Origin of the sequence: Leptothoe sp. ISB3NOV94-8A, assembly GCF_043421595.1 — a bacterium.
GTDB lineage: Bacteria > Cyanobacteriota > Cyanobacteriia > Phormidesmidales > Phormidesmidaceae > Leptothoe > Leptothoe turfae.
In genome coordinates, this window is record NZ_JAXSQW010000001.1 from 5284387 (window position 1) to 5306953 (window position 22567).

At 47.8% G+C, this 22567-nt stretch carries 29 protein-coding genes, 2 tRNA genes and 1 CRISPR repeat array; of the genes, 11 read left to right on the forward strand and 20 right to left on the reverse strand.

The window, feature by feature from the left end:
• Window positions 1-13 precede the first annotated feature (13 nt).
• Window positions 14-289, forward strand: coding sequence for a cupin domain-containing protein (locus SPB21_RS22525; RefSeq protein ID WP_499867762.1), 276 nt, complete (start codon window positions 14-16; stop codon window positions 287-289).
• 107 nt (window positions 290-396) lie between these two features.
• On the opposite strand, the gene SPB21_RS22530 is transcribed toward SPB21_RS22525, so the two are convergent.
• The 5 genes from SPB21_RS22530 to SPB21_RS22550 all read right to left on the reverse strand — a co-directional run bounded on the left by SPB21_RS22530 (window position 397) and on the right by SPB21_RS22550 (window position 3062).
• The gene (locus SPB21_RS22530) at window positions 397-564 is read right to left on the reverse strand and encodes an NblA/ycf18 family protein (protein ID WP_006516719.1); all 168 of its coding nucleotides are present in this window, start codon (window positions 562-564) and stop codon (window positions 397-399) included.
• Between the two features lie 677 nt (window positions 565-1241).
• Window positions 1242-1814 (reverse strand): NYN domain-containing protein, encoded by a 573-nt coding sequence (locus tag SPB21_RS22535; protein WP_163671216.1) that lies wholly within the window; start codon window positions 1812-1814, stop codon window positions 1242-1244.
• A 378-nt stretch (window positions 1815-2192) separates the two neighbouring features.
• Window positions 2193-2264: transfer RNA gene (locus SPB21_RS22540), tRNA-Thr, on the reverse strand.
• 11 nt (window positions 2265-2275) lie between these two features.
• A tRNA-Tyr gene (locus tag SPB21_RS22545) sits at window positions 2276-2360 on the reverse strand.
• A 117-nt stretch (window positions 2361-2477) separates the two neighbouring features.
• The gene (locus tag SPB21_RS22550) at window positions 2478-3062 is read right to left on the reverse strand and encodes a hypothetical protein (protein WP_499867763.1); all 585 of its coding nucleotides are present in this window, start codon (window positions 3060-3062) and stop codon (window positions 2478-2480) included.
• Window positions 3063-3221: 159 nt separating this feature from the next.
• Here SPB21_RS22550 and SPB21_RS22555 point away from each other — a divergent pair, with 159 nt between their 5' ends.
• The 9 genes from SPB21_RS22555 (at window position 3222) to SPB21_RS22595 (ending at window position 10306) form a co-directional block, all read left to right on the forward strand.
• Window positions 3222-3533, forward strand: coding sequence for a hypothetical protein (locus SPB21_RS22555; RefSeq protein WP_499867764.1), 312 nt, complete (start codon window positions 3222-3224; stop codon window positions 3531-3533).
• 246 nt (window positions 3534-3779) lie between these two features.
• Window positions 3780-6497, forward strand: a complete 2718-nt coding sequence (locus SPB21_RS22560; protein ID WP_499867765.1) for a hypothetical protein — start codon at window positions 3780-3782, stop codon at window positions 6495-6497.
• Entirely contained in the window at window positions 6484-7320 is an 837-nt protein-coding gene (locus tag SPB21_RS22565; protein ID WP_499867766.1) for a hypothetical protein, read from the forward strand. Before SPB21_RS22560 ends, SPB21_RS22565 begins: the two co-directional genes overlap by 14 nt.
• A gap of 112 nt (window positions 7321-7432) precedes the next feature.
• Window positions 7433-7978, forward strand: coding sequence for a hypothetical protein (locus SPB21_RS22570; RefSeq protein WP_499867767.1), 546 nt, complete (start codon window positions 7433-7435; stop codon window positions 7976-7978).
• A gap of 6 nt (window positions 7979-7984) precedes the next feature.
• A complete protein-coding gene (locus SPB21_RS22575) occupies window positions 7985-8287 on the forward strand; it encodes a hypothetical protein (protein ID WP_499061409.1) in 303 nt (100 codons plus the stop codon).
• Window positions 8287-8724, forward strand: coding sequence for a hypothetical protein (locus tag SPB21_RS22580; RefSeq protein ID WP_163671282.1), 438 nt, complete (start codon window positions 8287-8289; stop codon window positions 8722-8724). Before SPB21_RS22575 ends, SPB21_RS22580 begins: the two co-directional genes overlap by 1 nt.
• Window positions 8705-9337, forward strand: coding sequence for a hypothetical protein (locus SPB21_RS22585; RefSeq protein ID WP_499867768.1), 633 nt, complete (start codon window positions 8705-8707; stop codon window positions 9335-9337). Before SPB21_RS22580 ends, SPB21_RS22585 begins: the two co-directional genes overlap by 20 nt.
• Entirely contained in the window at window positions 9310-9531 is a 222-nt protein-coding gene (locus tag SPB21_RS22590) for a hypothetical protein (protein WP_499867769.1), read from the forward strand. Before SPB21_RS22585 ends, SPB21_RS22590 begins: the two co-directional genes overlap by 28 nt.
• Window positions 9500-10306 (forward strand): FHA domain-containing protein, encoded by an 807-nt coding sequence (locus SPB21_RS22595; RefSeq protein WP_499867770.1) that lies wholly within the window; start codon window positions 9500-9502, stop codon window positions 10304-10306. Before SPB21_RS22590 ends, SPB21_RS22595 begins: the two co-directional genes overlap by 32 nt.
• A 146-nt stretch (window positions 10307-10452) precedes the next feature.
• Here the strand turns inward: SPB21_RS22595 and SPB21_RS22600 are convergent, their stop codons facing one another.
• Complete coding sequence (locus SPB21_RS22600; RefSeq protein WP_499867771.1) at window positions 10453-11388, reverse strand: alpha/beta hydrolase; 936 nt, start codon at window positions 11386-11388, stop codon at window positions 10453-10455.
• 2 nt (window positions 11389-11390) lie between these two features.
• On the opposite strand from SPB21_RS22600, the gene SPB21_RS22605 reads away from it, so the two are divergent.
• A complete protein-coding gene (locus tag SPB21_RS22605) occupies window positions 11391-11567 on the forward strand; it encodes a hypothetical protein (RefSeq protein ID WP_499867772.1) in 177 nt (58 codons plus the stop codon).
• A gap of 120 nt (window positions 11568-11687) precedes the next feature.
• Here the strand turns inward: SPB21_RS22605 and SPB21_RS22610 are convergent, their stop codons facing one another.
• The 14 genes from SPB21_RS22610 to SPB21_RS22675 all read right to left on the reverse strand — a co-directional run bounded on the left by SPB21_RS22610 (window position 11688) and on the right by SPB21_RS22675 (window position 22491).
• A complete protein-coding gene (locus SPB21_RS22610; RefSeq protein WP_499867773.1) occupies window positions 11688-12272 on the reverse strand; it encodes a peroxiredoxin in 585 nt (194 codons plus the stop codon).
• 547 nt (window positions 12273-12819) lie between these two features.
• A complete protein-coding gene (locus tag SPB21_RS22615) occupies window positions 12820-13224 on the reverse strand; it encodes a hypothetical protein (RefSeq protein WP_499867774.1) in 405 nt (134 codons plus the stop codon).
• A 468-nt stretch (window positions 13225-13692) separates the two neighbouring features.
• Entirely contained in the window at window positions 13693-14313 is a 621-nt protein-coding gene (locus SPB21_RS22620; protein WP_499867775.1) for an NUDIX hydrolase, read from the reverse strand.
• 466 nt (window positions 14314-14779) lie between these two features.
• A CRISPR array of direct repeats spans window positions 14780-15605; the repeat unit is 35 nt; unit sequence GTTCAGATTCCATTACCCCGAAAGGGGACGGAAAC.
• 280 nt (window positions 15606-15885) lie between these two features.
• Window positions 15886-16101 carry a hypothetical protein gene (locus SPB21_RS22625; RefSeq protein WP_163698531.1) on the reverse strand — a complete coding sequence of 72 codons (216 nt, stop codon included), beginning with the start codon at window positions 16099-16101 and terminating at the stop codon, window positions 15886-15888.
• A 262-nt stretch (window positions 16102-16363) separates the two neighbouring features.
• Window positions 16364-18508: a hypothetical protein gene (locus SPB21_RS22630; protein WP_499867776.1), complete on the reverse strand. Its 2145-nt coding sequence runs from the start codon at window positions 18506-18508 to the stop codon at window positions 16364-16366.
• Window positions 18490-18795, reverse strand: coding sequence for a hypothetical protein (locus SPB21_RS22635; protein ID WP_499867777.1), 306 nt, complete (start codon window positions 18793-18795; stop codon window positions 18490-18492). The genes SPB21_RS22630 and SPB21_RS22635 overlap by 19 nt, the downstream gene beginning before the upstream one ends.
• Before the next feature lie 34 nt (window positions 18796-18829).
• Window positions 18830-19363: a hypothetical protein gene (locus tag SPB21_RS22640; RefSeq protein ID WP_499867778.1), complete on the reverse strand. Its 534-nt coding sequence runs from the start codon at window positions 19361-19363 to the stop codon at window positions 18830-18832.
• A gap of 40 nt (window positions 19364-19403) precedes the next feature.
• The gene (locus SPB21_RS22645; protein ID WP_499867779.1) at window positions 19404-19937 is read right to left on the reverse strand and encodes a hypothetical protein; all 534 of its coding nucleotides are present in this window, start codon (window positions 19935-19937) and stop codon (window positions 19404-19406) included.
• Window positions 19938-19951: 14 nt separating this feature from the next.
• The gene (locus SPB21_RS22650; protein ID WP_163698522.1) at window positions 19952-20095 is read right to left on the reverse strand and encodes a hypothetical protein; all 144 of its coding nucleotides are present in this window, start codon (window positions 20093-20095) and stop codon (window positions 19952-19954) included.
• Window positions 20096-20149: 54 nt separating this feature from the next.
• On the reverse strand, window positions 20150-20389 hold the full coding sequence (locus tag SPB21_RS22655) for a hypothetical protein (protein WP_499867780.1): 240 nt from the start codon (window positions 20387-20389) through the stop codon (window positions 20150-20152).
• 80 nt (window positions 20390-20469) lie between these two features.
• Window positions 20470-20727: a hypothetical protein gene (locus SPB21_RS22660; protein WP_499867781.1), complete on the reverse strand. Its 258-nt coding sequence runs from the start codon at window positions 20725-20727 to the stop codon at window positions 20470-20472.
• A gap of 53 nt (window positions 20728-20780) precedes the next feature.
• Complete coding sequence (locus SPB21_RS22665) at window positions 20781-21029, reverse strand: hypothetical protein (RefSeq protein WP_490793265.1); 249 nt, start codon at window positions 21027-21029, stop codon at window positions 20781-20783.
• Entirely contained in the window at window positions 21022-22089 is a 1068-nt protein-coding gene (locus tag SPB21_RS22670; RefSeq protein WP_499867782.1) for a hypothetical protein, read from the reverse strand. Before SPB21_RS22670 ends, SPB21_RS22665 begins: the two co-directional genes overlap by 8 nt.
• 117 nt (window positions 22090-22206) lie before the next feature.
• Complete coding sequence (locus SPB21_RS22675) at window positions 22207-22491, reverse strand: hypothetical protein (RefSeq protein ID WP_499867783.1); 285 nt, start codon at window positions 22489-22491, stop codon at window positions 22207-22209.
• Window positions 22492-22567: the final 76 nt, after the last annotated feature.

A 22567-nucleotide genomic window follows, 5' to 3' on the forward strand; every position in this document is an offset into this window, starting at 1 on the left:
AGCAGCACACAGCATGAGCAATATCCAAGTTAATCCTCAGCCTGATAAAACCGAACTGGATGCAATAGGCGTTTTTTCCTGGCCTGTTTGGCAAAAAGAGGCATCAGAATTTCCATGGCATTATGACGAGACAGAAACTTGTTACTTCTTAGAAGGAGACGTTGTCGTTACACCAGATGAAGGCGCTCCCATTTCTATGGGTAAGGGTGACCTAGTCATCTTTCCAGCCGGCATGAGTTGCACTTGGCGCATCAACGCTACAGTTAGCAAACATTACTCGTTTGGCTAATCCATCCCAAATTTTCAGCACTTGCCTAATAGGACTAAAGCCCTTTAAAGATATCCCCTCGAGGTTGCGCTTCGAGGGGATACCTTTCTGAGCTTTACCATAGCGACTTATGCATTTTTAAGTAGGTGTTTTACTAAATTATCTTTAACCATCATTTGACGCATAACTTCTAAAACATAGTTTTGCGCATCCTCATGGGAAAGATTACGCACTTGCTCTTTTAAAACCTGCAGTTGAAACTGCTGCTCTAACGTTAATTGACCTGGCATATCCATAGGTCACTCCTCCATAAATCATTGACGAAGACAAAGGCGCTAGCCCGTTATCGTTACAAAGATTTTAACCATGCTGCAACTAACCGTCAACCTGTCAAGCAATAAATAATCAAAGAAACATTTGTTTACAAGTTTACCGTCGCTTTGGTAGTGAAATATGCAGAAACGCCTTCTATGAGCATATCCCCTGTGTAAATCTACGCGCCTCTAATCAAACTTTTCCCATGCCTTCTCATAAAGAAACAAACCTTTCAAAGATTGCAAGAGGCCTCAATGAATATAGTCACCTTGGAATTCTCGATTTTTCTAGGCCCAATACATGGTGTGTGGGTTAGCCACAACCATAAAATGAAAAGCACCTTATCAAGGCGACCTCAGCTGCGTATAGAAAATTACATCTATAGCTTGACGCCCATAGTTCACAACATCAGTTATGACTGAAAGCTACGAATAACAACAGCTATAGGTGTATCACACTGCTGCTGGCGCAGCCTCTCCTTTGGAGATATGCATTCAGCAGTATGCTATAGAAGTTCCCAGCCCATCTATTTTGAGCCAGCCTAATCATCTTGTAGATATAAATTAAGCTCAACCAGTTCACTACTATATGAAGCACTTATGCTTGAAACAGATTCAAGACAATAGTGAACGTTGCCTAATTCTTAGTTATCAACAAATCAAACACTGAGGGCAGTCATTTCAATACCAATATTATTAGAAATCAACTGCTCCTTACTCAAAGAAAAAGCTTCATCACATACATTCTGAAGTTCTCTGGGTACCGGTCGAAAAAGGGATAAGACACCTGCTTGACAGCCAAGATCTTGCACTCGTTCAATAACAGGAACAAATTCTTGATCACTAGTCACTATCAAAGCATAGTCATAGTTTTTCATGGCAGCATGATAGACCATGTCTGAGACAAGATGTACGTCTACTCCCTTCTCACTATAATTCCCGCCTCCTATGGGTATTGCATATCCTAAAACCACCTTAGAAGTTTGCAATATGTCCTCTCCATGCTCACTTTCAAGTGAGGCTAAATGCGGCTCACATGTATAGAAAAAAGTTCTGACTAACTGGCGACCTTCGAGAAAGATCTCTCCAAACCAATGAATCGGTTTGATAATTTTAACTTCAGATCCATTAAGGCAGTATCGGAAGTTTGTTCCATCGATAAACACCATGGCTTTTTGAACATGAAGCGCTGGTGCACGCAATTTTATATTGCCATCGTAAGACTTATACATAACGATGATTCCTAATAACAATCATGCCGATACTGGAGTTTATAAACCCTCTTGATCACTAGATAGATGCAATTAAGAACCCTTGTGATGTCAAATTTGATATCCTTAGCGCAAACTTGAAATTGCTTGACTATCTAAGGAGTAATTGGAGTAATTTACTACAGCGTGTGCCTAAGCTCTAAAAGTTTCAAACCTAATGAACTCAGAGACAATCACCGTGGAGACGTAGTTCCACGCTTCATCAGATGATCATTCATGAATCTGAACACCTATAGCAGTGCCATGGCCAACTGAAGCGATAGATGCCCCAAAAGACATGAAAAACCTATGCTTTACCTATTGAAAAGCAAACACAAAAACTTAATCTAATAACTCAGAAGCCTTCAACGAGAATTGAACTCGTGACCTCTCCCTTACCAAGGGAGTGCTCTACCGCTGAGCTATGAAGGCAAAAGACTATGTGGTGGGCCGTGTTGGATTCGAACCAACGTAGGCGTAGCCAGCGGATTTACAGTCCGCCCCCATTAACCACTCGGGCAACGACCCTCTACCACATACACCGGAATTGTACCGGCAATGCCAGGAGGCGGACTTGAACCGCCGACACGAGGATTTTCAGTGCTTGAAAATAAAATAATCTGCATAGAGATAAGGCTATGGAAACTATTTGCGATCTCGTTGAATTTGAAAAATAGCCTGTTCAGCACACCAATCTAAAGACTGGCCAGGATTTTTCTGCTTAGCATTTTTAATCAGTCGAACGCTAGTGTTTGAGTCGTGAGTGAGGCTATCTAGCTTATTCAGTAATTGGCGATTAACGCTGTTTTCTCTATTGACTGAACTTTTATATTTTGATGTAGCAACCTTCGCAGTTTCAGTCTTGATCTTATTGATGCCAGGATTGGGTCGATTCTTAAACCGCTGAGTTTTTGGTGTATTGTCGGCACGCTGACGTGTTTTTTGCTGAAAACGCTGTGGCGCTGATGTTTTTATTGGCTTCTGAGCTTTAGTTGACGCAGTTGCTACCTGTTGTGGCCGATTCTTAAACCGCTGAGTTCTTGGTGTATTGTCGGCACGCTGACGTGTTTTTTGCTGAAAACGCTGCGGCGCTGATGTTTTTATTGGCTTCCGAACCTTGTTTTTTGAAACGGCTCTAAAAAAGGGACGACCTTCACGTATACATTTCTGACGTTGCAGGTACAGCAATATGATGATTGCCCACATCAACAAAGCTAATAGTACGTCCATAACTCATTGCATTATCAATCCCATAAGTTTATTCAACCCAAAGTATCAAAAGCATAGAGGATTCAAAGTCTAAATTATTCAGTTTAATTAACACGAACTCTGGTCATTTAATAAGTATGCTGAGTATTATTTTCTAGTACAAAGCTATTACCTACTATTATGACTATCCCCATTTCAAGAGCTGAGATACCAGACAGTGCTTTAACTGACCTAGAAACGTTAGCGGTCTGGGCCTGCTCCACACTAGAGTTTATGGCCAATGGTCGTAGATATCAGGAAGCCGAAGGCTTAAATGTCTTCCAATTCGACAAATCCCTGTTCCGATCTTATACAGAACAAAACATTGCTAGCTTCCGTATAAATGTCCAGCTACAACCTAACTTTACTTCTAACCAGTACCCCTCATTGTGGGCAGCAGTACAACCAGAGTTAGACGGTACTATTCCAGTATCCTACTTACAGGGTTCGTAAGCTAGCTTAATAAGGTAAGCACTCAATTAAATTACTTATTTGGTGCAAACAAAAACTAAGTAAGGGGAATGTACATCAAATGGATTATGACAAGGAAATTTGTTAGTAATTAGACTATAGCGTTTCTCTATCTGGTGAGGGACATACTTAAAGCTATAAAGCTTATCAGTCAATGATTTTGACGCACCTCATTTGAGCGGGAATCGCTATAATGGCTTCTTTTTTTGAGTTGTCCTTTTGTGCCTTATGTCAACTAGCAATACACCCAAAGGAACATCTTTAAATACTGGTCAAGGCGCTACTGTTTTAACCAACGGAAACAGTAACGTACTCAGATATGGTAATGGTGCTAGCCCTGGAACAACATTTTCTAGTAATGCCAGTTTTAGTAATCAGGTAAACAGTCGGTTCTCTTTAGAGCGTTCTTTTTACGGGAGTAGAGGAACCGGGGGCATGCATTTCCCTGATATGCAAAGCGGCAATGCTAGAAGTGCCAGAATAAGCGCTAGAAATCGAGCAAGTAATAGACTGAATCAACTCAATACAAATGCCAATTACAGAGGGCCTGAAACGGTTGGAGAAACTGCTAGAAGAAATGCATCATTAAACAATAGTTCCTATACACGAGGTACATCTAGAGGGACAACAGCATCTGGTAGAAATATTAGTCGTTTTGGTACTGCTAGAACTAACGTTTCAAGAAATGCCGGGACCGCTATTACAGGAAGTTCTAGAACTCAGTCCGCAATACAAGCATGGAATGCAGCTAAAGTAAGAGGAATCGGAAATCAACTATTACCTAATACGAAAGGAACTACGTCAGTAAATCCCGGTGTTCGAACGAGTTTAACGGCGGCTGGCGGTGCATTAGGGGCAGGTGCTGTCCCCGCTGGAGCCCTAGGATTAACGCCTGTCGCTAGTGTCGGAGCCGGTCCACTGATTGGGTTAGGGAGTGCATCGTTAGGGTTAGGACTATTAGTTGGAAATTCCATTTATGAGGGGCTAGGACGTCCTTTTGGTCCTAGTCTGGGTGATTATGCAAGAGCTAAATTAAACCCTAAAACTACGGATTCTTCTCAATATCTAACCCCTTTAGTACCGGGAGACTTGGTAGACCCTACTACCTATGGAGAAGCCGGTAAGAACTACGACGTTACATTTAGGACCCGGACAGACTTAGGCCCCGAACATAGCGATGGCCCAGCCGAAAGACCTTGGAGAGATCCACAAACTAGAAGCACTATTCCTGGCCCGATCGGAAAGGTTGAATATAGTCAAGATGGCAATCACATGTTTGTCGGAGTTACCTCTCCCAAAGGAGCGTCAGACCCGCTTCCAGCGTTTGCACAAAGAAATATCGTGTTTGGTACGGGTAGTAGCAACCGCAATGTGTTTTTTGTTTATCTGGAGATTTTAAAAGTTACGGAGCAAGGTAAGCCAGATGAGCCGATTCCACCTGAAACACAAATTACGACGACACCCAGGCCAACACCGTTATCTTTACCCTTAGGTAATCCTAGTAGTTCACCAACCTCTACAGCTCAACCTAATACGCCTTTTGAGCCCTATATCCCAGCGTTACCTGATTTACCACTAGGTATCCCTCAATTACCCACTGGGGAGCCTGATTTTATTGATAATCCAGCAATACCTGAAAGAGCCCAACCCACTCAAGCACCAGAAGGTACCCCAACGATTCCTACACGTAGATTTGCGCCCGCTAGGCATATACCGGGGAATCCGTCTAAAGTTAGCCCATCAGAGCTAGACCCTATAGCACCGAATGCCCCTACAACATCCCCTAGTACAGACCCTTTGCAGAAAGAAACCGTAAAAGAAAATACGGTTATTGAACGATTAAGAAGGATTCAAGAGGAGCAACGTAATCCACTAACCGATTTACTCATTCCAGGCCTGGCAATCACTCCAGGTCTAAGACAAAATCCAGGAACTCCTTTAGTACCCGAAAGGAAAACCAACCCAGGCACTAATTTGCCGCAAACAGGTACATCGAGTTCTTGTGGATGCAATGGGGGTATTAATGCTCACACGGATGATGTCATAGGACAATTAGATAAACGCTTAAACGATAAATTAGACGCGCTTCAGCAAGGGTCTCAAAACGCTCAGCTGGCAGCTATTTTAGCGAAGTTGTTGGAGATGGAAAATTTTGCTAAGAAGGCCTGGCAAAACACCCATGTAGACAAGCTCATCAATCTGCTGACCCTCGTCACCGTGCTCCACAATGGCGCAATGATCAGTCGTGACATCGGTGAAACGCTGGGCTATGTCGTGAGTAATGCCCTGGCCGTTGTCGGCGTTAAAGACGAGGATGGCAACGCTCTTGATATCAATGGTTTAGTGGGCGATAGCGTCACCAATTTCATTAAAGCCGTGGTGGGAGACGACGTTTATGATGACGTGCGCACCAGCTGGCAAAAGGCCAATCGCGTACTTCAGGCTGGGTCAAATATCGTCTGGACATTACGCAATATAAATGACGCCACACAGGACGTTCTGGAATGGACCGCTGAGAACACTGGCAAAATTGGTAATGCTCTTAAGAAATACGGTGTCGTGGGCGATCGCGCCTACCCATGGATGTCAGAACGGGTCAAGGCACAGGAGTTCTACCGCACTAAATTTAGTCGCGTATTTCAAGGTCTCGAATCAGCAGAGGATACCGCTAGCAGTCTGGCGGTCGTCACCTCCAATGTTCGCGAGATTCAACAAGAGGTTGATGAGCTAGGTGAGGCGCGATCGCGATTCACCGATGCCGTCACCGCCTTTGGCCCAGAGGATACGCCAGGAATGGATGAGGAAAATCAACTACCGACCAGCGCCCCTGAAAACCAGCCGATCAAGATAGCCGAAGAAGACGCCGAGGGGGTTAGCCAGAGCCCCAACGTTGCGATCTCAACCGATGCTCAACGAGGAGATCCACCTGACGATGCCACTCCCTGATAATTTTTCACCCGTTGAACACCTTCAAGACACCATTCGCCGAACATTCAGAACCGAGGTTAGAGAATGGTTTCGCGATATCGACTTGGATGGTGACCTAGACATCAATACACCTCGGAGCAGTATGGCTTTGGCCTGTGAACATCGTGATGATGACTCATTCAACATGACCATTGGTCGAATACTGCTGTTTGAGACATTGCGCGGTCGGTTCGCTGATCGCCTGCTGGGTGGCAATGATGACACTGGTGTCACCAACTATAGAACTGATGTCCGTCGCCGGACACGACCTAAAATCACTCTTTACTTTTTAGAAGACGCTACCGACGTTGAGCCAGGTTATGCCCCTATTGATGGTCGTATCAGCTTTAGGCTGATGGATCACACGCCGGCCACCATCAATCCATCTGTAGCCCAAACCTACGCCCAGCGAATACGAACCACCTTTGTAACAGGTAGTGGTTTTGTCTGGAAAAAGGGCAGGAACATGTATAGCTATAGCGATTGGCCAAAAGGCTACCAACTACAGTTACTCTGTCGCACTGAAGCAGAAGCCAGACGAGTGACTGAGGCAGTTCTTGATATTCAAAATGACACACCTGAGTGGTCATACTTCAATGAAAAAGTCAACGCGGAACCAGCTGCAGCGTTTCCAACGATTCCAGATATTGACCAAGCGTATGGTAAAAGTCGACGTCAGCCCAGACGACGCCCCGTGGCTGATGTCCGTTTTCAGTATGCATCGCTCGAAGTGCTTGGTGTGCCAAACCCTATCATCCTGGTAGACCGTACCGGCATATTACCCGCGCCATTGGTCAGTTAGTTTTCTAGCGCTATCGTTCAAAAACAACAGGAAAGGCTAAACCTTTCCGACTGACGTTATCAAGGTTTTACATGAGTTAGAAGGGTATCAGATCCTCTACGGTACTCTCCTTATGTCTAGATACAGCGACATTCGTCGAGGCGCACAGCTGAATGCGGCTCAGCAGCAATATATCGAATACATCAGTACCCCTCGTGATCCTAATATCGGTTCTCGCGGCTCAAGGCCTCCACAAAAGCCTGTATATATCGTTCCTTTCGGTTTTGACCTTGGGGTTGCGACGGATGTTATTCAAGCCAGTAACAGCGTTCAGGGATATTCGGCTTTAGCAGCCAATGTGAACGCTGCAAGTGGAGCGGCTGTTACTGATGCTATTGGGTCAAGTACTATCTTTCCGATTAATGGCTTTAGCCCTGCTCGTGTGGTTTGGAACCGCGCTACAGACAAAGTTTTGGTCCCTAAGCGATCAGCGATTACCAATCAGTTATACGGTGCCTATGAGAACGTAAACCGCGATAGCTGCGCGTTTGGTAGAGCAGCTGAAGACGATGATATGCACGATGTATTTGCAGCTATCAAGTCTCAGATTCTAACTACGAATGCAGGTTTCGGGCTCAATCGAGTCTCCCTAACTCGCGAGCGTCGGAGATATCGGTAGACCCCCATGAAGCCAAAACACGACATCCTCGATCCGTTTATGACGTGGCTTGATATGAACCCTGAGCACGGGGAAAGTGATCAGCGTCGAGCCATTGAACAACTTGCAGTACGACAGGAGCTGATCCAAAACTGGCTAGATGGAAACGAATACGTGGATGCCGTGTTGGACTGCATCGAAGAGCATGGCTTAGATGCTGCTGGCTATGTCGAGGCTGTAGAAAACTCGGTCAATCAGTTTATTTACAGTGGTGGTGCTGCTTACATTACTAACGAAAGCGGGGTACTGTTGCCCGCCCATATAGGTTGATGAGCTGGCAACTACTGCAAGAGGTAGAACCTCAGTTTGAATGGCTCACTCTGGGACCACCCATTGTTGGTGAGCCCACCCTGAAGATAGAACAAGACTGGTCCTATGCTGGGGCATTCCCCGGTCGGGCTTATATCACCGTCGTTCAGCAGTTTCCAGATGGTTCCTTATACGGCTTCAGACGGTTTTATCCGTATCGAGATCCACGCTTGTTTAATCCTTCCATCCCCAACCACTTGGAGGCTTCAGGCTGGAATGTTTACTCAATTCGTTTGAAAGTCAACTTATGGGGACAATGGCAAGCAGATGCTAACTGGCGAATTCGAATCTACGAATGGATTGGCAATACCCCACCCGCAATATTTGTCGATCCGGGTGTGGGTGAGAACAATCCTTCAACCCCTGACCTAATCTACGATGGCGGACAAGAAGTTTGATGTTGTGCTCCTAGCGCGACGTGTGGAGGGTGTGGAGGCTCCTAGCTCCATCAAATATGGGGAAGTTGTGCAATGCCCTGATGCCAATAATGGCGAAGGTGCTGTTTATATCGGTCGGCCAGATGGGACGCCGATGCTGCTCAATCAGGCCACAAACCCGCAAGAGCTGTACTTGACGGTGCCTGAGCAGGCGAGCGATTTATTTATCTCGACGAAAGAGACCAATCGAAAAATACCGTGGACGACGACCCCGAGGGCCGCTAATGATGTTTGCTATCGAATTGGTGACGACATCACGTTATCGCCAGATGGGAAAGATATCACCTTGCCGATGGGCACCTTCGATATTTGGTATCGCATCCATTTTTCCACCATGGAAGGCTATGCCGTTATCGGCATCTTGGATAGCAGCACCTTGGAGCCACTGAACAAAAGCTCGGTGGGTGTGGCTGAACCAGGTAAAGAACCCGGCAAAATTCGGGAATCCATTGGCCGAGCCGTCTTTTTCGTAACGTCACCGATCACCATTAGCGTTGGGGTTGAGTACGCAGATTCGAATCAGGATAAACGGCTGAGCTGGTGGGAATGCTGGTGTCACATACAGAAGCGATGATTGGCAGTATTCCTCCTGGGCAGATTGCCCCGATGGGGACAGCAACATTGCCTGTCAAGCAGCTGCAAACGCTCCTGATTAGCCTCAACAATCAGGCGGTTGAGATTTCAATTCGTGATGGAATTCTGGAAATAAAAAACCTCACTGACCACACGGTTTTTTATGCTGGCTCCTGTTTACAGCCAGACGATTAAGCTCAAGTGGCACATGGCAATGCTACAAATCCTTGAGTACAGGCCAGGGCGAGAGACGCCCATTAGACACACGATCAATTTGGCCCGACTACCGGCCACCATTGGGCGATGGGACCAGGCAACCTACCCAGTGGCTGTTGGCATGGATCCACGACTCGTCTTTGTGCGCTCGATTTCTCGTATCCATGCCACGGTGTACCGCGAGGGGGACCAAATCATGCTCAAAGATGGGGGCGACCAACCGAGTCGAAACGGCCTCTGGCGAAATGGGGTGCAATTGAATCGCCCCGTACGGATCTATGAAGGGTGTGAATATGCGCTCGTGCCCAGGACAGGGGACTATGGCCTACTCCTGAAGTGGCCCGTCACTGAACCGAGCACTGACTATCCCACCCTGGGGCTTGAAGATGTGGATAGCTTGAAAGCGGAGTTAAAGGACTCTGACGAGCAAATAGCGACCCTGACAACGCAAGTTGACCAGTTGACGATTCAGCAGGGGGCCACCCGTGATGCCGCGCTCTCGCTACAGAAAGAGGTCAGTACGATCAAAACTGAGCTCAGAACTGTGAAAGCCAAAAATCTGCGTCAGGACTCACGATTGAAGCAGCAAAACCGTTGGCTATTAGGCCTGGCTATCGTTGTGTTGGGCGCTACATCGCTATTGCTGTTTGGCGATTCCGATACGCTGGAGCTGATTTGCAAAACCGTGCTGTCCGTGATCGGCATTGTCAGCGCGATCGCAGGCTTCAATCATGAAAAAACATCCCAGAGTTAACCCGACTGGAGATAATCGGAGTATACAGATATCTCATTGGTGATTATTGACTTGGCCCACTGCCGACTTAACGGTCACAATCACCGGACAACAATAACTTTGGCAACCAACCGATCAGACTTGACTGCGCCAGTGCATTGCGATTGTTATCTTGCTGACCGCACACGTTCGCTCAGATGACGATCTAGGAATTTATAAGCTCTTTCACGCATCTCCTCAGAAAAGCTATGCTTTCCAGGGTAGATTTGCCGCTCTAATTCGCCTGTCACGAATGCCGATTTTGCATACTCACAAATATCCTCAATGTCTTGACTCCACTTATCAGCATCAGCGCCCAGCATGAGTAAGTGAGATGGCTCGACTAACCGCACAATGTCTTCAATGTCACCCCATGCTAAAAAGCCAGGAAGGACATAATCAAACTGAATTCCGATATCTTGTGCCAACATCGTCTTGAATTTTGTAGAACCACAATTACTGACTGACACCTTAATCCTTCGATCAAAAGCTGGTGCGAACAATGCGGTTCTACCGCCATAGGAATGACCAATGAAGCCGATTCTGGTTGCATCTACTTGCGACAAACTCTGAAGTAAATCAATCCCTGCACTGATATCAAACAACACTTTACCCAGAAGGGTTTGCCCTCGCATTAATCGGCTATGGAGTTGTTGGGCATGATATCGCACTGGATCGATGGTATCTGCTCTTTCTTCAAAGCAAATGGCATCGGGAGCCAGAGTGATATAGCCTCGTTCTGCCAGTTCTTTGGCGTAAACTTGATCCGGTGAACCCGCAAGCCCGACAACTTCGCTTTTACCTAGTGACCAGTTTGCTGCGTGTTGATGAAAGCAATATATGGCAGGTAGCGATGCACTGATATTTTTAGGGATACAGAGAAACGCGGAAATTGTTTCTCCTGCCTCAGATGAATAGCCAATTTTTTGACGAACGAACGCGCCACAGTCTACTTCCTCAAATACCTTGAGGTTCAATTCGCTTTTGCTAGGCATCTCACCTAGCAAGGACAGGAAATGGGTGCGATCCATTGCAGTGCTGAGTGTAATAGCATCAGGACTCACGATTGAAGCAGCAGAACCGGTGGTTATTGGGCCTGGCTATCACGGTGTTGGCCGCCACATCGCTATTGCTGTTCGGCGATAGCGATACGCTGGAGCTGATTTGCAAAACCGTGCTGTCCATTATCGGCATTATCAGCGCGATCGCAGGATTCAATCATGAAAAAACATCCCAGAGTTAACCCGACTGGAGATAATCGGGGTATACAGATACCTCGTTGGTGATTATTGCCTTGGTCCGCTGCCGATTTAACGACCAAGATAAGCGGCGGCAGATGGTCTTAGCATCATTACAAATTCCCTCAGCCGTCCGCTTCGTTGACTTGTGATGCGGCGTTGTTCCGCAACCAGTCAATAACTTCATCGGCATTGCTATCAGGCGGGAAGACTGGGTAGAAGACTTTAGCGATTTTCCCTGCTTTGGCAATGAGCGTAACTCGTTTAATAAGTCGCAGGTCTTCTATCTCAAAAGTTGGTAACTTCAATACTTGGGCAAAACTTAAATCACGATCGCTCAAAAGATCAAATGGTAAGTGAAGCCGCTCTATTGCTTCTTTTTGATATTCAGTATTTTGCGTGCTAAGTCCAAAGACCTGCGCTCCCAACTCGCTCAGTTCTTGGTGATGATCCCGAAAAGCACAGGATTGTGCAGTACACCCCCTTGCACCAGGAATCTCGTCCCATCCGTCAGGTAGCGGAATGCCAGGCTGCCCTGTCATTGGGTAGCCATAAATAATAACCAGTCCTGCGATCGCTGATAAATTTACCCAACTATCTTGAGTGGATAGTAAAGCGATCGATGGCAAAGACTCCCCAAGCAAGTGATTGCAAGCGCCGTCATCTACTGGAGCGGGCAAATCTTCCGGCAACTCTGTCAGTTTTTCCATATGATTCACTGTTTCTGCAATTCACCTCACACTAGCAGACAATTTCTCAACCACTTTCCTATCAGGAGCTTAAGCCTCATAACGGCGAGCGTCACCAGCGGCCAATAATATTGAAGCGAAGTCAGGGGTTGCCAATCTGTCCGGTGCACGCAAGGGTTAGCTGGCTACTTTCAGCATTGAGACTAATTACAGAGACCTCTAAGCCAAACGACTGAAGAATTTAGAAGGTAGCAACCCCTGAACACATCCAGCCGTCAAGCCTGATTAGAACTCACAGGACAAAAGGGGCTTACCATCATTTCACTCTTACCCTCTGGCTTGGTATTGGCTAGGGGTTTTTTATTTGTTGACGATAGCGATTATTTTTCTTAATAAAAGAACGGATTTCAAAGACATTATTTCATTGTCCCGTTGCCCACGACCGCAACTAATCAATTGCAAAAAACAGCCCTGACCTTTACAGATCAGGGCTGTTGTCGTTGATGTAGGGCGTTATCGGTTTTCGATTTTGTTTGCGACAAACGTGCAACATGGTTTGGCCCAAACGCTAGATCACCGTCCAATCGTCATCATGCGGTTCAAAGTCCGATGGATCATTGATGACCCCCATGCGTAAATCCTCACTACGCTGATCCTGTAATTCGATCTCACGGTAATGCCTGAGGATATTGACCAAGCCTTCGGCCTCGATTGGCGCTTCTTCGTCGTCATTATCATCGTCGGATTCAGAGACGGAGAGCGGCAGAGAACCGCCTACAATCTCATGAATGACGGACGCGAGGCGCACACGCTCTTCTTGCCAATTGTTTTCAAAGGCTGTGATGCTCAGGATCGACTCACCTGTAGATACACGAGAACGCAATTCGCCAATTGACAGGCTGGTTAAGGCGCACAGCCGCTTGATCAACGAAACAGGCAGCGTCTCTTCGCTATATCGAAAACGTAGTGTCATGGATGCGTGCTACTGAGACTTGAACCGATAAAAATTCAATAGAGGGCAGCTTTCTGCCTACGCCTCTGATCCGGTAGATGAGGTAGAACTATTTCAGGCTAATACCCGATTCTAATCTGGCCGTTTATCGCTGCTGTGAGGGTACGGGTACAGAGCAGTACTGAGACTAATTACAGATACCTCTAAGCCAAACGACTGAAGAATTTAGAAGGTAGCAACCCCTGAACACATCCAGCCGTCAAGCCTGATGTGCATGAATATATAACTCACAGGACAAAAGGGGCTTACCATCATTTCACTCTTACCCTCTGGCTTGGTATTGGCTAGGGGGTTTTTATTTGTTTACAATAACGGTCATTTTTCTTAATAAAAGAACGGATCTCAAAGACAGCTGTCAAATGTCAGTTCCAACACCCTAAGCATCGCAGTAGCAGGGTCTCCAGCCGATTTCACAACACACTCACACCATTAGTCGAATTCCATCATCGGCTGTGAGTCCCTCATGAATCGGAACGCTGCCACCAAATCACTCTCAAGTACGCGTCCGGTCGATAGTGGTGGTAACGCCTCTAAATCGAAGAACCCTACATCCATCGTTTCGGCCCCTGGCTCTGGCTCACCTTCAAGCCCCTCGCAGATAAAGAAAATCTTGTAGAAGTCGCGCACATCAGGATCGTAGTTGTGCTTAGCCTTGTGTCTAATGCCGTAAATGGACTTAGCTTTGGCCCGAAGCGACGTTTCTTCCCAAATTTCCTTTTCTACATTTTCGGCGGGAGAGCAGCCGACTTCCGCAAACCCACCCGGAAGCGTCCACAATTGATCAGTTGCCTCACGGACCAGCAATATCCGTTCATCACGAATCACAGCACCACGAACATCGACTTTGGGAGTTGCGTAGCCACTCGCAAAGTCGGACACCAAGTCTTCGATTCGCCCAATTGGTACGCTTCCGAGTGTAGATAGCATTCGATTGGCTATTTCCGCGACCTCGCGATAGCGCTCACGGTCATACTCATCAGACGAAAAGAGCAAGCCGTTCGATGCGATGCTTTGCAATCGTTTCGCCCACGCCAACCAGAGATCTTCCATTCGATGCCCTCGCTTTCAGATATGAAACGGAAAGATAACCCAAGGTTACTTTATGCCAGTGAAATGCGCAGGATATGGATGCCTATATCGGCATCATCAGCGCGATCGCAGGCTTCAATCATGAAAAAACCACATCCCAGAATTAATCTGACTGGGTGCGCGCGATGACAGACCAAAGGAGCCCAGATAGCCGCCCCACAAGACTCTTAGAGATGGCACTCAAAATATTAAAAATTCATCAGAGGGGTTAGGATTTAAATATCCTGATGCTAATCTGAGGGGGTTAGACGAACCTTGAAAACCTAATTCTTCCGTTGACCCCCTCAGATTGATTACTGTGAGGGACATTCAAACGTTTTTCACAGGGTCTTATTGGGAGTCATTTTCGATTGTGTAGGGTCAGTTTTGCCCCCCTCAGATTTAGGTGTCTGGAAAGCCCTAACCACAGTAGTTTCAAAAGGTAGGGGTTCAGATTCCATTACCCCGAAAGGGGACGGAAACCAGACACAGATTTCCAAGATTTCATCGTGCATTGCGTTCAGATTCCATTACCCCGAAAGGGGACGGAAACTAGCCTACACGCGAATTAGGACACAGCACCTGCGAGTTCAGATTCCATTACCCCGAAAGGGGACGGAAACAAGATTTCACACTCCGTTGTGTTCACTGGTGATACGGGTTCAGATTCCATTACCCCGAAAGGGGACGGAAACACCTTGCACCCACTCGCCAGACTGGGTCTGGGTTTGAACGTTCAGATTCCATTACCCCGAAAGGGGACGGAAACCCGGACAATGGGATCAGCAGCCTGTAATGTCATCGCGTTCAGATTCCATTACCCCGAAAGGGGACGGAAACGAGGCACCGCAAGCTACCTAACCTACATTCGTCAAAAGGTTCAGATTCCATTACCCCGAAAGGGGACGGAAACACTATCTTCGCTTTGATCTTTCAACTGATTTTCCAACGTTCAGATTCCATTACCCCGAAAGGGGACGGAAACACAAAGAGTTGGGAATTCTCCAGCCGAGTAAGCTCTGGTTCAGATTCCATTACCCCGAAAGGGGACGGAAACAGTCCAGACATCTCCAAACTTGTACAAGGCCTCTAGTTCAGATTCCATTACCCCGAAAGGGGACGGAAACGACCTGCTCAAGGGTGCCGCCATCCTGGATGACCAGGTTCAGATTCCATTACCCCGAAAGGGGACGGAAACACTGGCCGAATCGCCCAGTCCACACCGCAAACAATCTCAAGTTGCCAATTCCAGTACCCCGAAAGGGGACAGAAATGACTAGAATTTCCCCCAAACTGACGTGAGGGTATGTAGATACCTCACTGGTGGTTAATTCCTTGGCCCGCTGCGAAATCAGCAACTAATCAATTGCAAAAAAACAGCCCTGACCTTTACGGGACAGGGCTTTGGCCTTCTAATTCAAGGAAAGTCGTACATCCTTAGAATGCCCATGCTAGCGTCACTGGCACATCCGGCTTATCGGCTGATCCAGTCCAAAAGTAGCCCTTCATGTTTGGCCAACTGGCACATGCCGTATCGTGGAACACTGACGGCGGTTAGTCAGGCAGTAACTTTTTTATCGCTGCCTTCAGCTCTTTAGCATCGACTGCCACCCGATCACCCATCACAGGATTCTCAAACTGTGGAGACGTATCAATAACGATAAACACGTCATTTGTTAACGGCTCTTCAATTAATTCTAAGCTCATGGGCATGGAGTGACCACCATCACAATCCCGACCAATATCAAGCTCAACTTTCTTCCTTTTCATGTGCATTTATCCGGTACTAACGACAAGTAGAGTGCGATATAAATCCCTCTAAAAAATTGAGAAAACACCGTGTGGACTTGCAGTGGATATCACTGTGGACTCAACAGTGGATTAGGGTCCACAGCGTTGTGGACGTACACCACAATGAACATTGTTTTGTGGACCAGTCCACACCATATACAGCAATTGTTTTAGCCATTTTGTGGACCTGTGGACTTTGAAGAAATACGTTGTTATTCCGCCCAATATAGGGGGATAGCTTTTACGGCTCAGGGGTCCACAAAACCTGAAATGTGAGCTTGCTGTGATAGCTGCCAGTCTCTATTTTGATCACCCGTTTTAGAGACTTACTTAATAGCATGCGGTGCACCTGCTCAATGTTTAAATCATGGTTCTTTCTGAGGGAACTCGCGAATCTAAAAAAGGATGAAACAGTATGAATTGAACCGACTTGAAGCTCAAATAATTTCTTAACGCAATAGCGAAAGGCATCCAGGCTAATGCCCTCTGGAATATCCAGCTTTGATGGTTCAGCTTGGTTAGCCTGACCCGGTTCTTCAGGGGGCCTGGCCACTAATTTCCCTCGACTGTTGCGTGGGTAGAACTTCCAGAGCAAGGCTTTATCCACTGAATCGTATAAAAAGTCACCATAGCCTTGGATGTGCAGCACTTCTAGAACCATTTCAAGTTCACTGAGGCTTTTCACGGGATCCCAGCATTGAACGGGAATGCGCAAATCTAGCAGCCCGGTTCCATCGTCCAGAATGCTCCGCTTCGACTCGTACCACACCAAAAACTCATTGGCTAATCGTCGTTGTCTGGGGCTATAGCAGGCAAGCGGGTCTTTTTGTTGGGTGGCATCAATGGGTAGATGCTCGGTCGGGGTCTCCGGGACTGATTCAGCGGGGGCTTCAAATCCATAGGGTGAATCCAGGGCAGGATTCACCACGCTGGGTTTTATCGGTTGGATGTCCCAGCGTTGAGGCAGCACAATCAAACGCCACTGGCCCCCAATGTTCGTCAAGGCCAGCACGACATTGACGGGGGCTTTATTGGCGTTATGCTGCTCCAGATAGGCCGTAAATTCCTGCTTGAGGGCCGCTCGGGTATCTTTGAGCGCAATATATCGGGCATCACTCAGTAAGCTCTCAATGGCCCCATAGATGCCATTACGTCCCAATGCAATCACATAGTTTTGATTGCGAACTTCTTTATCCACACCTGATTTATTGGTGCTCAAGTGACCGAACACCACCCCGCGAACGCCTTTGCTACGCCCGTCCACAATGAGCGTTTCGATAAAGTCGCTATAGTCCTCTTGCCAGTCGGGGATATCTGACTTTTTGGGTGGCCCCCCGGTTTCAAGTTCAGCATAGATACGGGCGGCTTTTGAAATCGCTTTTGTGCCTTCGTTCGACTCATCGATCAGCACAAAGGACGGTACCAGGGAGCCGGTTTCTAACAGGTTCTCGATGGCATTGGTCCGCTGCCGTAGCCGCGTTGCGGCATCCACTAACGTCTGACCCTGCATCGTGCGGGTGACCACATACATATCGTGGGTGTCCTCCAGACCGGCCATGGATAGCGTTTCACCACGGGCCGAGTTGCCCGATTTGTGAGCGATCGCCACAAAGTCAGTGGAGTCATCCACTTGATAGGCATGGCTCACAATGGCCTCTAAAAACGCTGATTTCCCCACCCCAGTGGTCCCTAACCCCAGTAGGCCTCTGTCATCTGCAAGGAACCGGGGAATAGGATTTTCTATTTTTAAGCCACAATACCGACGCTTACCCGTCAGGTCTACACAGCGCTCTGAGGCCTTGGTCGTGGCATTTTTACGGGTGGAGAATTTCAGGTCTTTGGTTGTTTCAGTGGTGGCCGCCTCCGGTGAATCCTGGGTGATGCCCATCAAGGCTTTGAATTCCGCGAGCTCCTCTTGTGAGGTTTTAGCGGGGACCAGACCGGGTTCCTTCATATGGTCCGGCAGCGGTGCATTGTTTTGCAGCTTGACTTCACTGACAGCCGTGTAAACACGACTGGTTTCTGAATCCTGAAACGCCTGTTTCTGTAAACTCCGGGTGAATTGACGCTCTTCTTCGGCTTCATCTAACTCGCGTTGGAATTTATCCAGTCCGGCATGGGCCATCCCAATCAGGGTGAGGCCGGTGGCGGACATCATGAGGCCCAAGGCTGGCGGCCAACGATAGTTCAACCCTTGGTCTGAGTAAAACCGTCGCTCTACTGGGGCAAACACAAGGAAGGCTCCCATGATGGCCATGCCGTAAAGACAGAGTGCGCGTTTAGGCGCTGCGACCCAGGCACCTTTGAGTAACTGACCGGCCCCCTGCATTAACCGATGCCTGACGGCAGGGGACAGTAGATCCGTGTCTAGAAAATGGCTATCCATGTAACGATGCCTCCTAACGTGATGGCGCTGACAAACGCGATAAACTGCAAAATTCCAACACTGCTTGCTTCAAACGTGAGGCGTTTAGCCCATGGATGGCCCCGTGTAATGCCGTTGAGCTGTAGGCTTAGCAGGCTCACAACGACGAAAAAAGCAGCCACGCCCACCACGAGAAGCGAAAATTTCAACGGGGGCCATAGGGCCGACAGCTGGACAATGGCTGAGGAGGCACAGGCGATCAGGAGGTACTGGGTGAGCTGGGCTCCTAAGTGATGGTTGAGTTTCACGGTCCTAAGGGGGCAATTGCCCCCTGATAAACGGCTAGTTCTGGACAAATTGGTGCTCTAAATGTGAGCCCTGGTGGATGCCGTTTCGGCTGATATCCGTGGCTGTGTGCAATTTCTCGCGGAGGCCACGATCAAACTTGGCATAGGCAATATTGGCGTTCTCCACGTCAGACGCATGCTTTAAACCCGCTTGCTTTCTGGCTAGATTGAGCTGATGCTTCAGTGTTTGCCATTGTGCAAACGCTTCCTCAATGGTGATTTCAAGCTTGGCTACTTTCTCGCGTAAGCTCTTGAGAGCCGTCTGATACTTTTGTTGGCAATCGATATAGTGATTAGCGGCATCAATCGCCCGTGTTGCCTGGGATAATTGCTCTGACTCTGCGGTGATGTGGTCAATAAACTGATCCGCTGAGGCTTCCGTGCCACAGTCCGTTAGAAAGTTGCTCGGAAGCTGGGCAACGTTCGTGAAGTCAAGCCGTTCTAGGTTGCTGGGGTTGATCCGTTCGTTGGTCAGTCCCGTTTTGGCGTTTAAAGTTCGTTCAAGATTGCCGGTCAGGTTAAAAGCCATCGTTCGATATAGGTAAGGTAAACATCAAGGGGGGCGACGCTTAGCGCCGTATGTAGTCTCGGTTTTCTAGATAGAAATCCCGCAACGGCAGGGACCGATAATGGTTGTGGATGGTGGATACGGCAAATGCACCCGCCAGGATTAATAAGACCAGGTGCGTTAACGTCAATCGAAATTGTTTCAGTCTCGACAGGTCACGGGCTTGCTGATGGTGGTCAGCGGTTAGCCGCTCGATATAGCTATGGTTCAGCTCGGACAGATCACCCAAGTGAGTCACGGTTCCTTTGATGATGTCTAAGTCTTTCTGAGTCAGCTTTTCGCCTTGTTCCAGTACGGTTAACTGTTTACGAATCGTGGCGAGCGCGCGTTTTATCTCGGTTGAATGGATGCCGTGAGTCTCCTCAAGGTCGGCAACCGCCGTCCTGAGAGTGCTAAGGCCAACGCCATGACGCTCAACGGTTTTGTTGAGAATGCCAAGTTTCTCAGCAAGACTTAAATCGTCAGTCGGGGGTGGCTCAGCCGGGGGGTGCACATCTGGCTCGGTACATAACCAAGTCAATGGATCATCGCTCATGGCTCTCACCTCCATTAGTTCCAGAACGTGAGGGCATCAAAAAAACCAGTCGAACAGGTATAGGCCGTTACCACTGGCTGAGCCGTGTCTCTCAATTTCCAGCCTGCCGAACCAGACAGCAGGCACAAAATCAGCATTAAAATGATTTTCCAAGGCATGATGAATCGATTCCTGGTTGATAGGGCGTGAACGCTGATGGTTTGTGGGAATGACTACAGATTTCGTCTACCGAGGCCGTGATTGCCATAGACGGAGATCAGGCGCTTAAAGTCTTTGGTCCGTTGGCATGCGCCACAGGTTGTCTCACTGGGCGTAGCGGTTAGATTGATGGGCTGCTCATCCAGTGGGGCCGTATAACGCCCGCAATAGGTCAGCAGTTCTAGGGTTTCAGGGTCAAAGGCTTTACAGTCTGGATCTAATCCAGACAGACGGGTCAGATGGTGTTTGAGCATCAGATGCTAACTCCAATCGGTAAGTTGTTATTCGTCGTCAACCAAGGCCACCAACAGCATTGATGGCCTTGGTTTTAGCCTTAATTAGGCTCATGTCGAACAGTCTTAAATGTTTCCTTGCGTTCGAGTTTTGTAAGGGCGTAAAGACAGGCATCAGCCATGGCGGCCAGCTGTGAGACGGACCGTCGATTCACGCTACCGTCACGACATGTTCCTTTTGAAGACTTATCAGGAGCTTCATGGGTAACGACCCACCCAAATAGACCATTTTCGTCAACATCAATAGCAATTTCACCACCAATTTCAGGTACAGGAATGGTGCAGATAATGCGAGTCATAAGCAATCCTTGAAATCTACGTTTTGAGTTTAGACACCTGGGAAAGTGAGGCGTTATTCGTCAGACAGGTGGACCATATCGGCTAATGAATTGAGCAGGCTGTCATCAAGACTGACGCCGCTTTCCTGGGAGGTTTGCTCTACAGCGGATGGGGGCATAGAGCCCCCCTTATGAACCAAGTCAATGTATAGGTCAAGCTGCGTCAGGGCCATCATGACCAGGTCAGAAATGCTCAGAGATGGGTCTGGATAGCGGGTTTTCAGGTCCTTGATGATGCGATCTCGCAGGTTGACCTTAGCCACGTCTTCCCTCCTGACGAGCCACCATTGACTTAGCAATTTCATACAGACCGTGAACGTTGGCGTTGACTGGATCGCCCACCACCTCAAAATTAAAGGTCTCCAACAGTTTGGAGATGCCGGGCAGCATGGCACCCCCCCCAAAGACCAGACCACGCTCTGCCTTAAGCATCATCTCGTTGGCATGTTGCATAGGTCGGGCAAAACTGGCCTTAAACCATCGTGGCAAACATCGTAAATAGTCTTCTCCAAAGCTGAATCGGTTTGCAGCTACCGGACCACCATAAAATAAGTCTCCACGCTCCACGCCCTCTCGAATAATGTGCGGATCGCCCGATGCTTTTAAGCGACCCGTCACCCCATTCGACAGCGCTAAATCGTTGTACAACTCCATCACGCCTGAGGGAAATGGGGTCTGAGTAAGAAGCTTACCTCTAAAGAATTGAGAGACATTGATAGTGCCACCACCAACAGACACAACAACAATGTTTTGAGCTGGGTCACAGTTAGGTGTGACAGCGATTACGCCAATACCCTCATCAGCACAACCAAGGACGTTAACGTCCAGGTGAAGAGACCGGCGACCATACTTAATTAAGTGTTTTCCTTGGAGTACTTCCGCCATCTGTTCTCTTAGTCGAGGGGTCACTTTTTGGAGACATGGCAACAGATTTAATTTGACAGATCGAGGGAGTCCTTTTTGATAAGTCAACAACCCCAACAACATGATCAAAGCGCTGTTGATTTTGTTCTCCAGGGCATCTGCATTTTTCTGACATTTACCTGAGTCAATGCTGTGGGCAATGGAGCCAACTGCGAAGGTGCGACCAACTAGCTCATTGGCATCGCCAGATACGTATGAAAAAACTCCCTGTTCCGGTTCATCAGGCAGTGCAGGCAACCCTTCTGAGATGAAATAGGACGGCTCATTGACTCGAATAACAGACCCCCAAAGTTGGGCCAAGCTATACCCGGAATCGAGAGCAGCGGTCAAAACAGCAGGGGGTTCTGAAACCGGCACTGAAACGGGGCGTTTTTGGGGTACTTGATACGCTAAAACCATTGTTTTTTAAGACCTCAGTAGTGGAAATGTTCTGGTTTGGGGTGCCTATGGTTCCGTTACTAGAACCCTTAGTAGGCACAAGAAAGCCCCTGGGCAATGGACTTGCACAGGGGGGATTCAGGAGCTCTGTTTTACATAGCTGACGGCTCGAAACTCATCGACTGAACCGTCTTCAAGGCAAATCGTGTAATAGTACAGCTGGCCGTCTACTTCGACGACTCCTTCATCAGTTATGGAGGCCTCAGAGCCACTGCATAACTCAGACAGCTGGACACCTATAGACAACTTTAGTCTTTTGATTGTTTCCAGACGCTCTCTCAGCTGCTGACTTTCAGTTGTTAGTGTTGAAAACTCTTGAAATAGCTCGTATGGGCTTATTTTTTTGGATTCGTTAGGTACCATAAAAAGGTCTCTCCTTTAGGGACATGGCCCTGGGCTACGGCGTCCAAACTGCGGCCCAGGGCTATTAACTGATTTT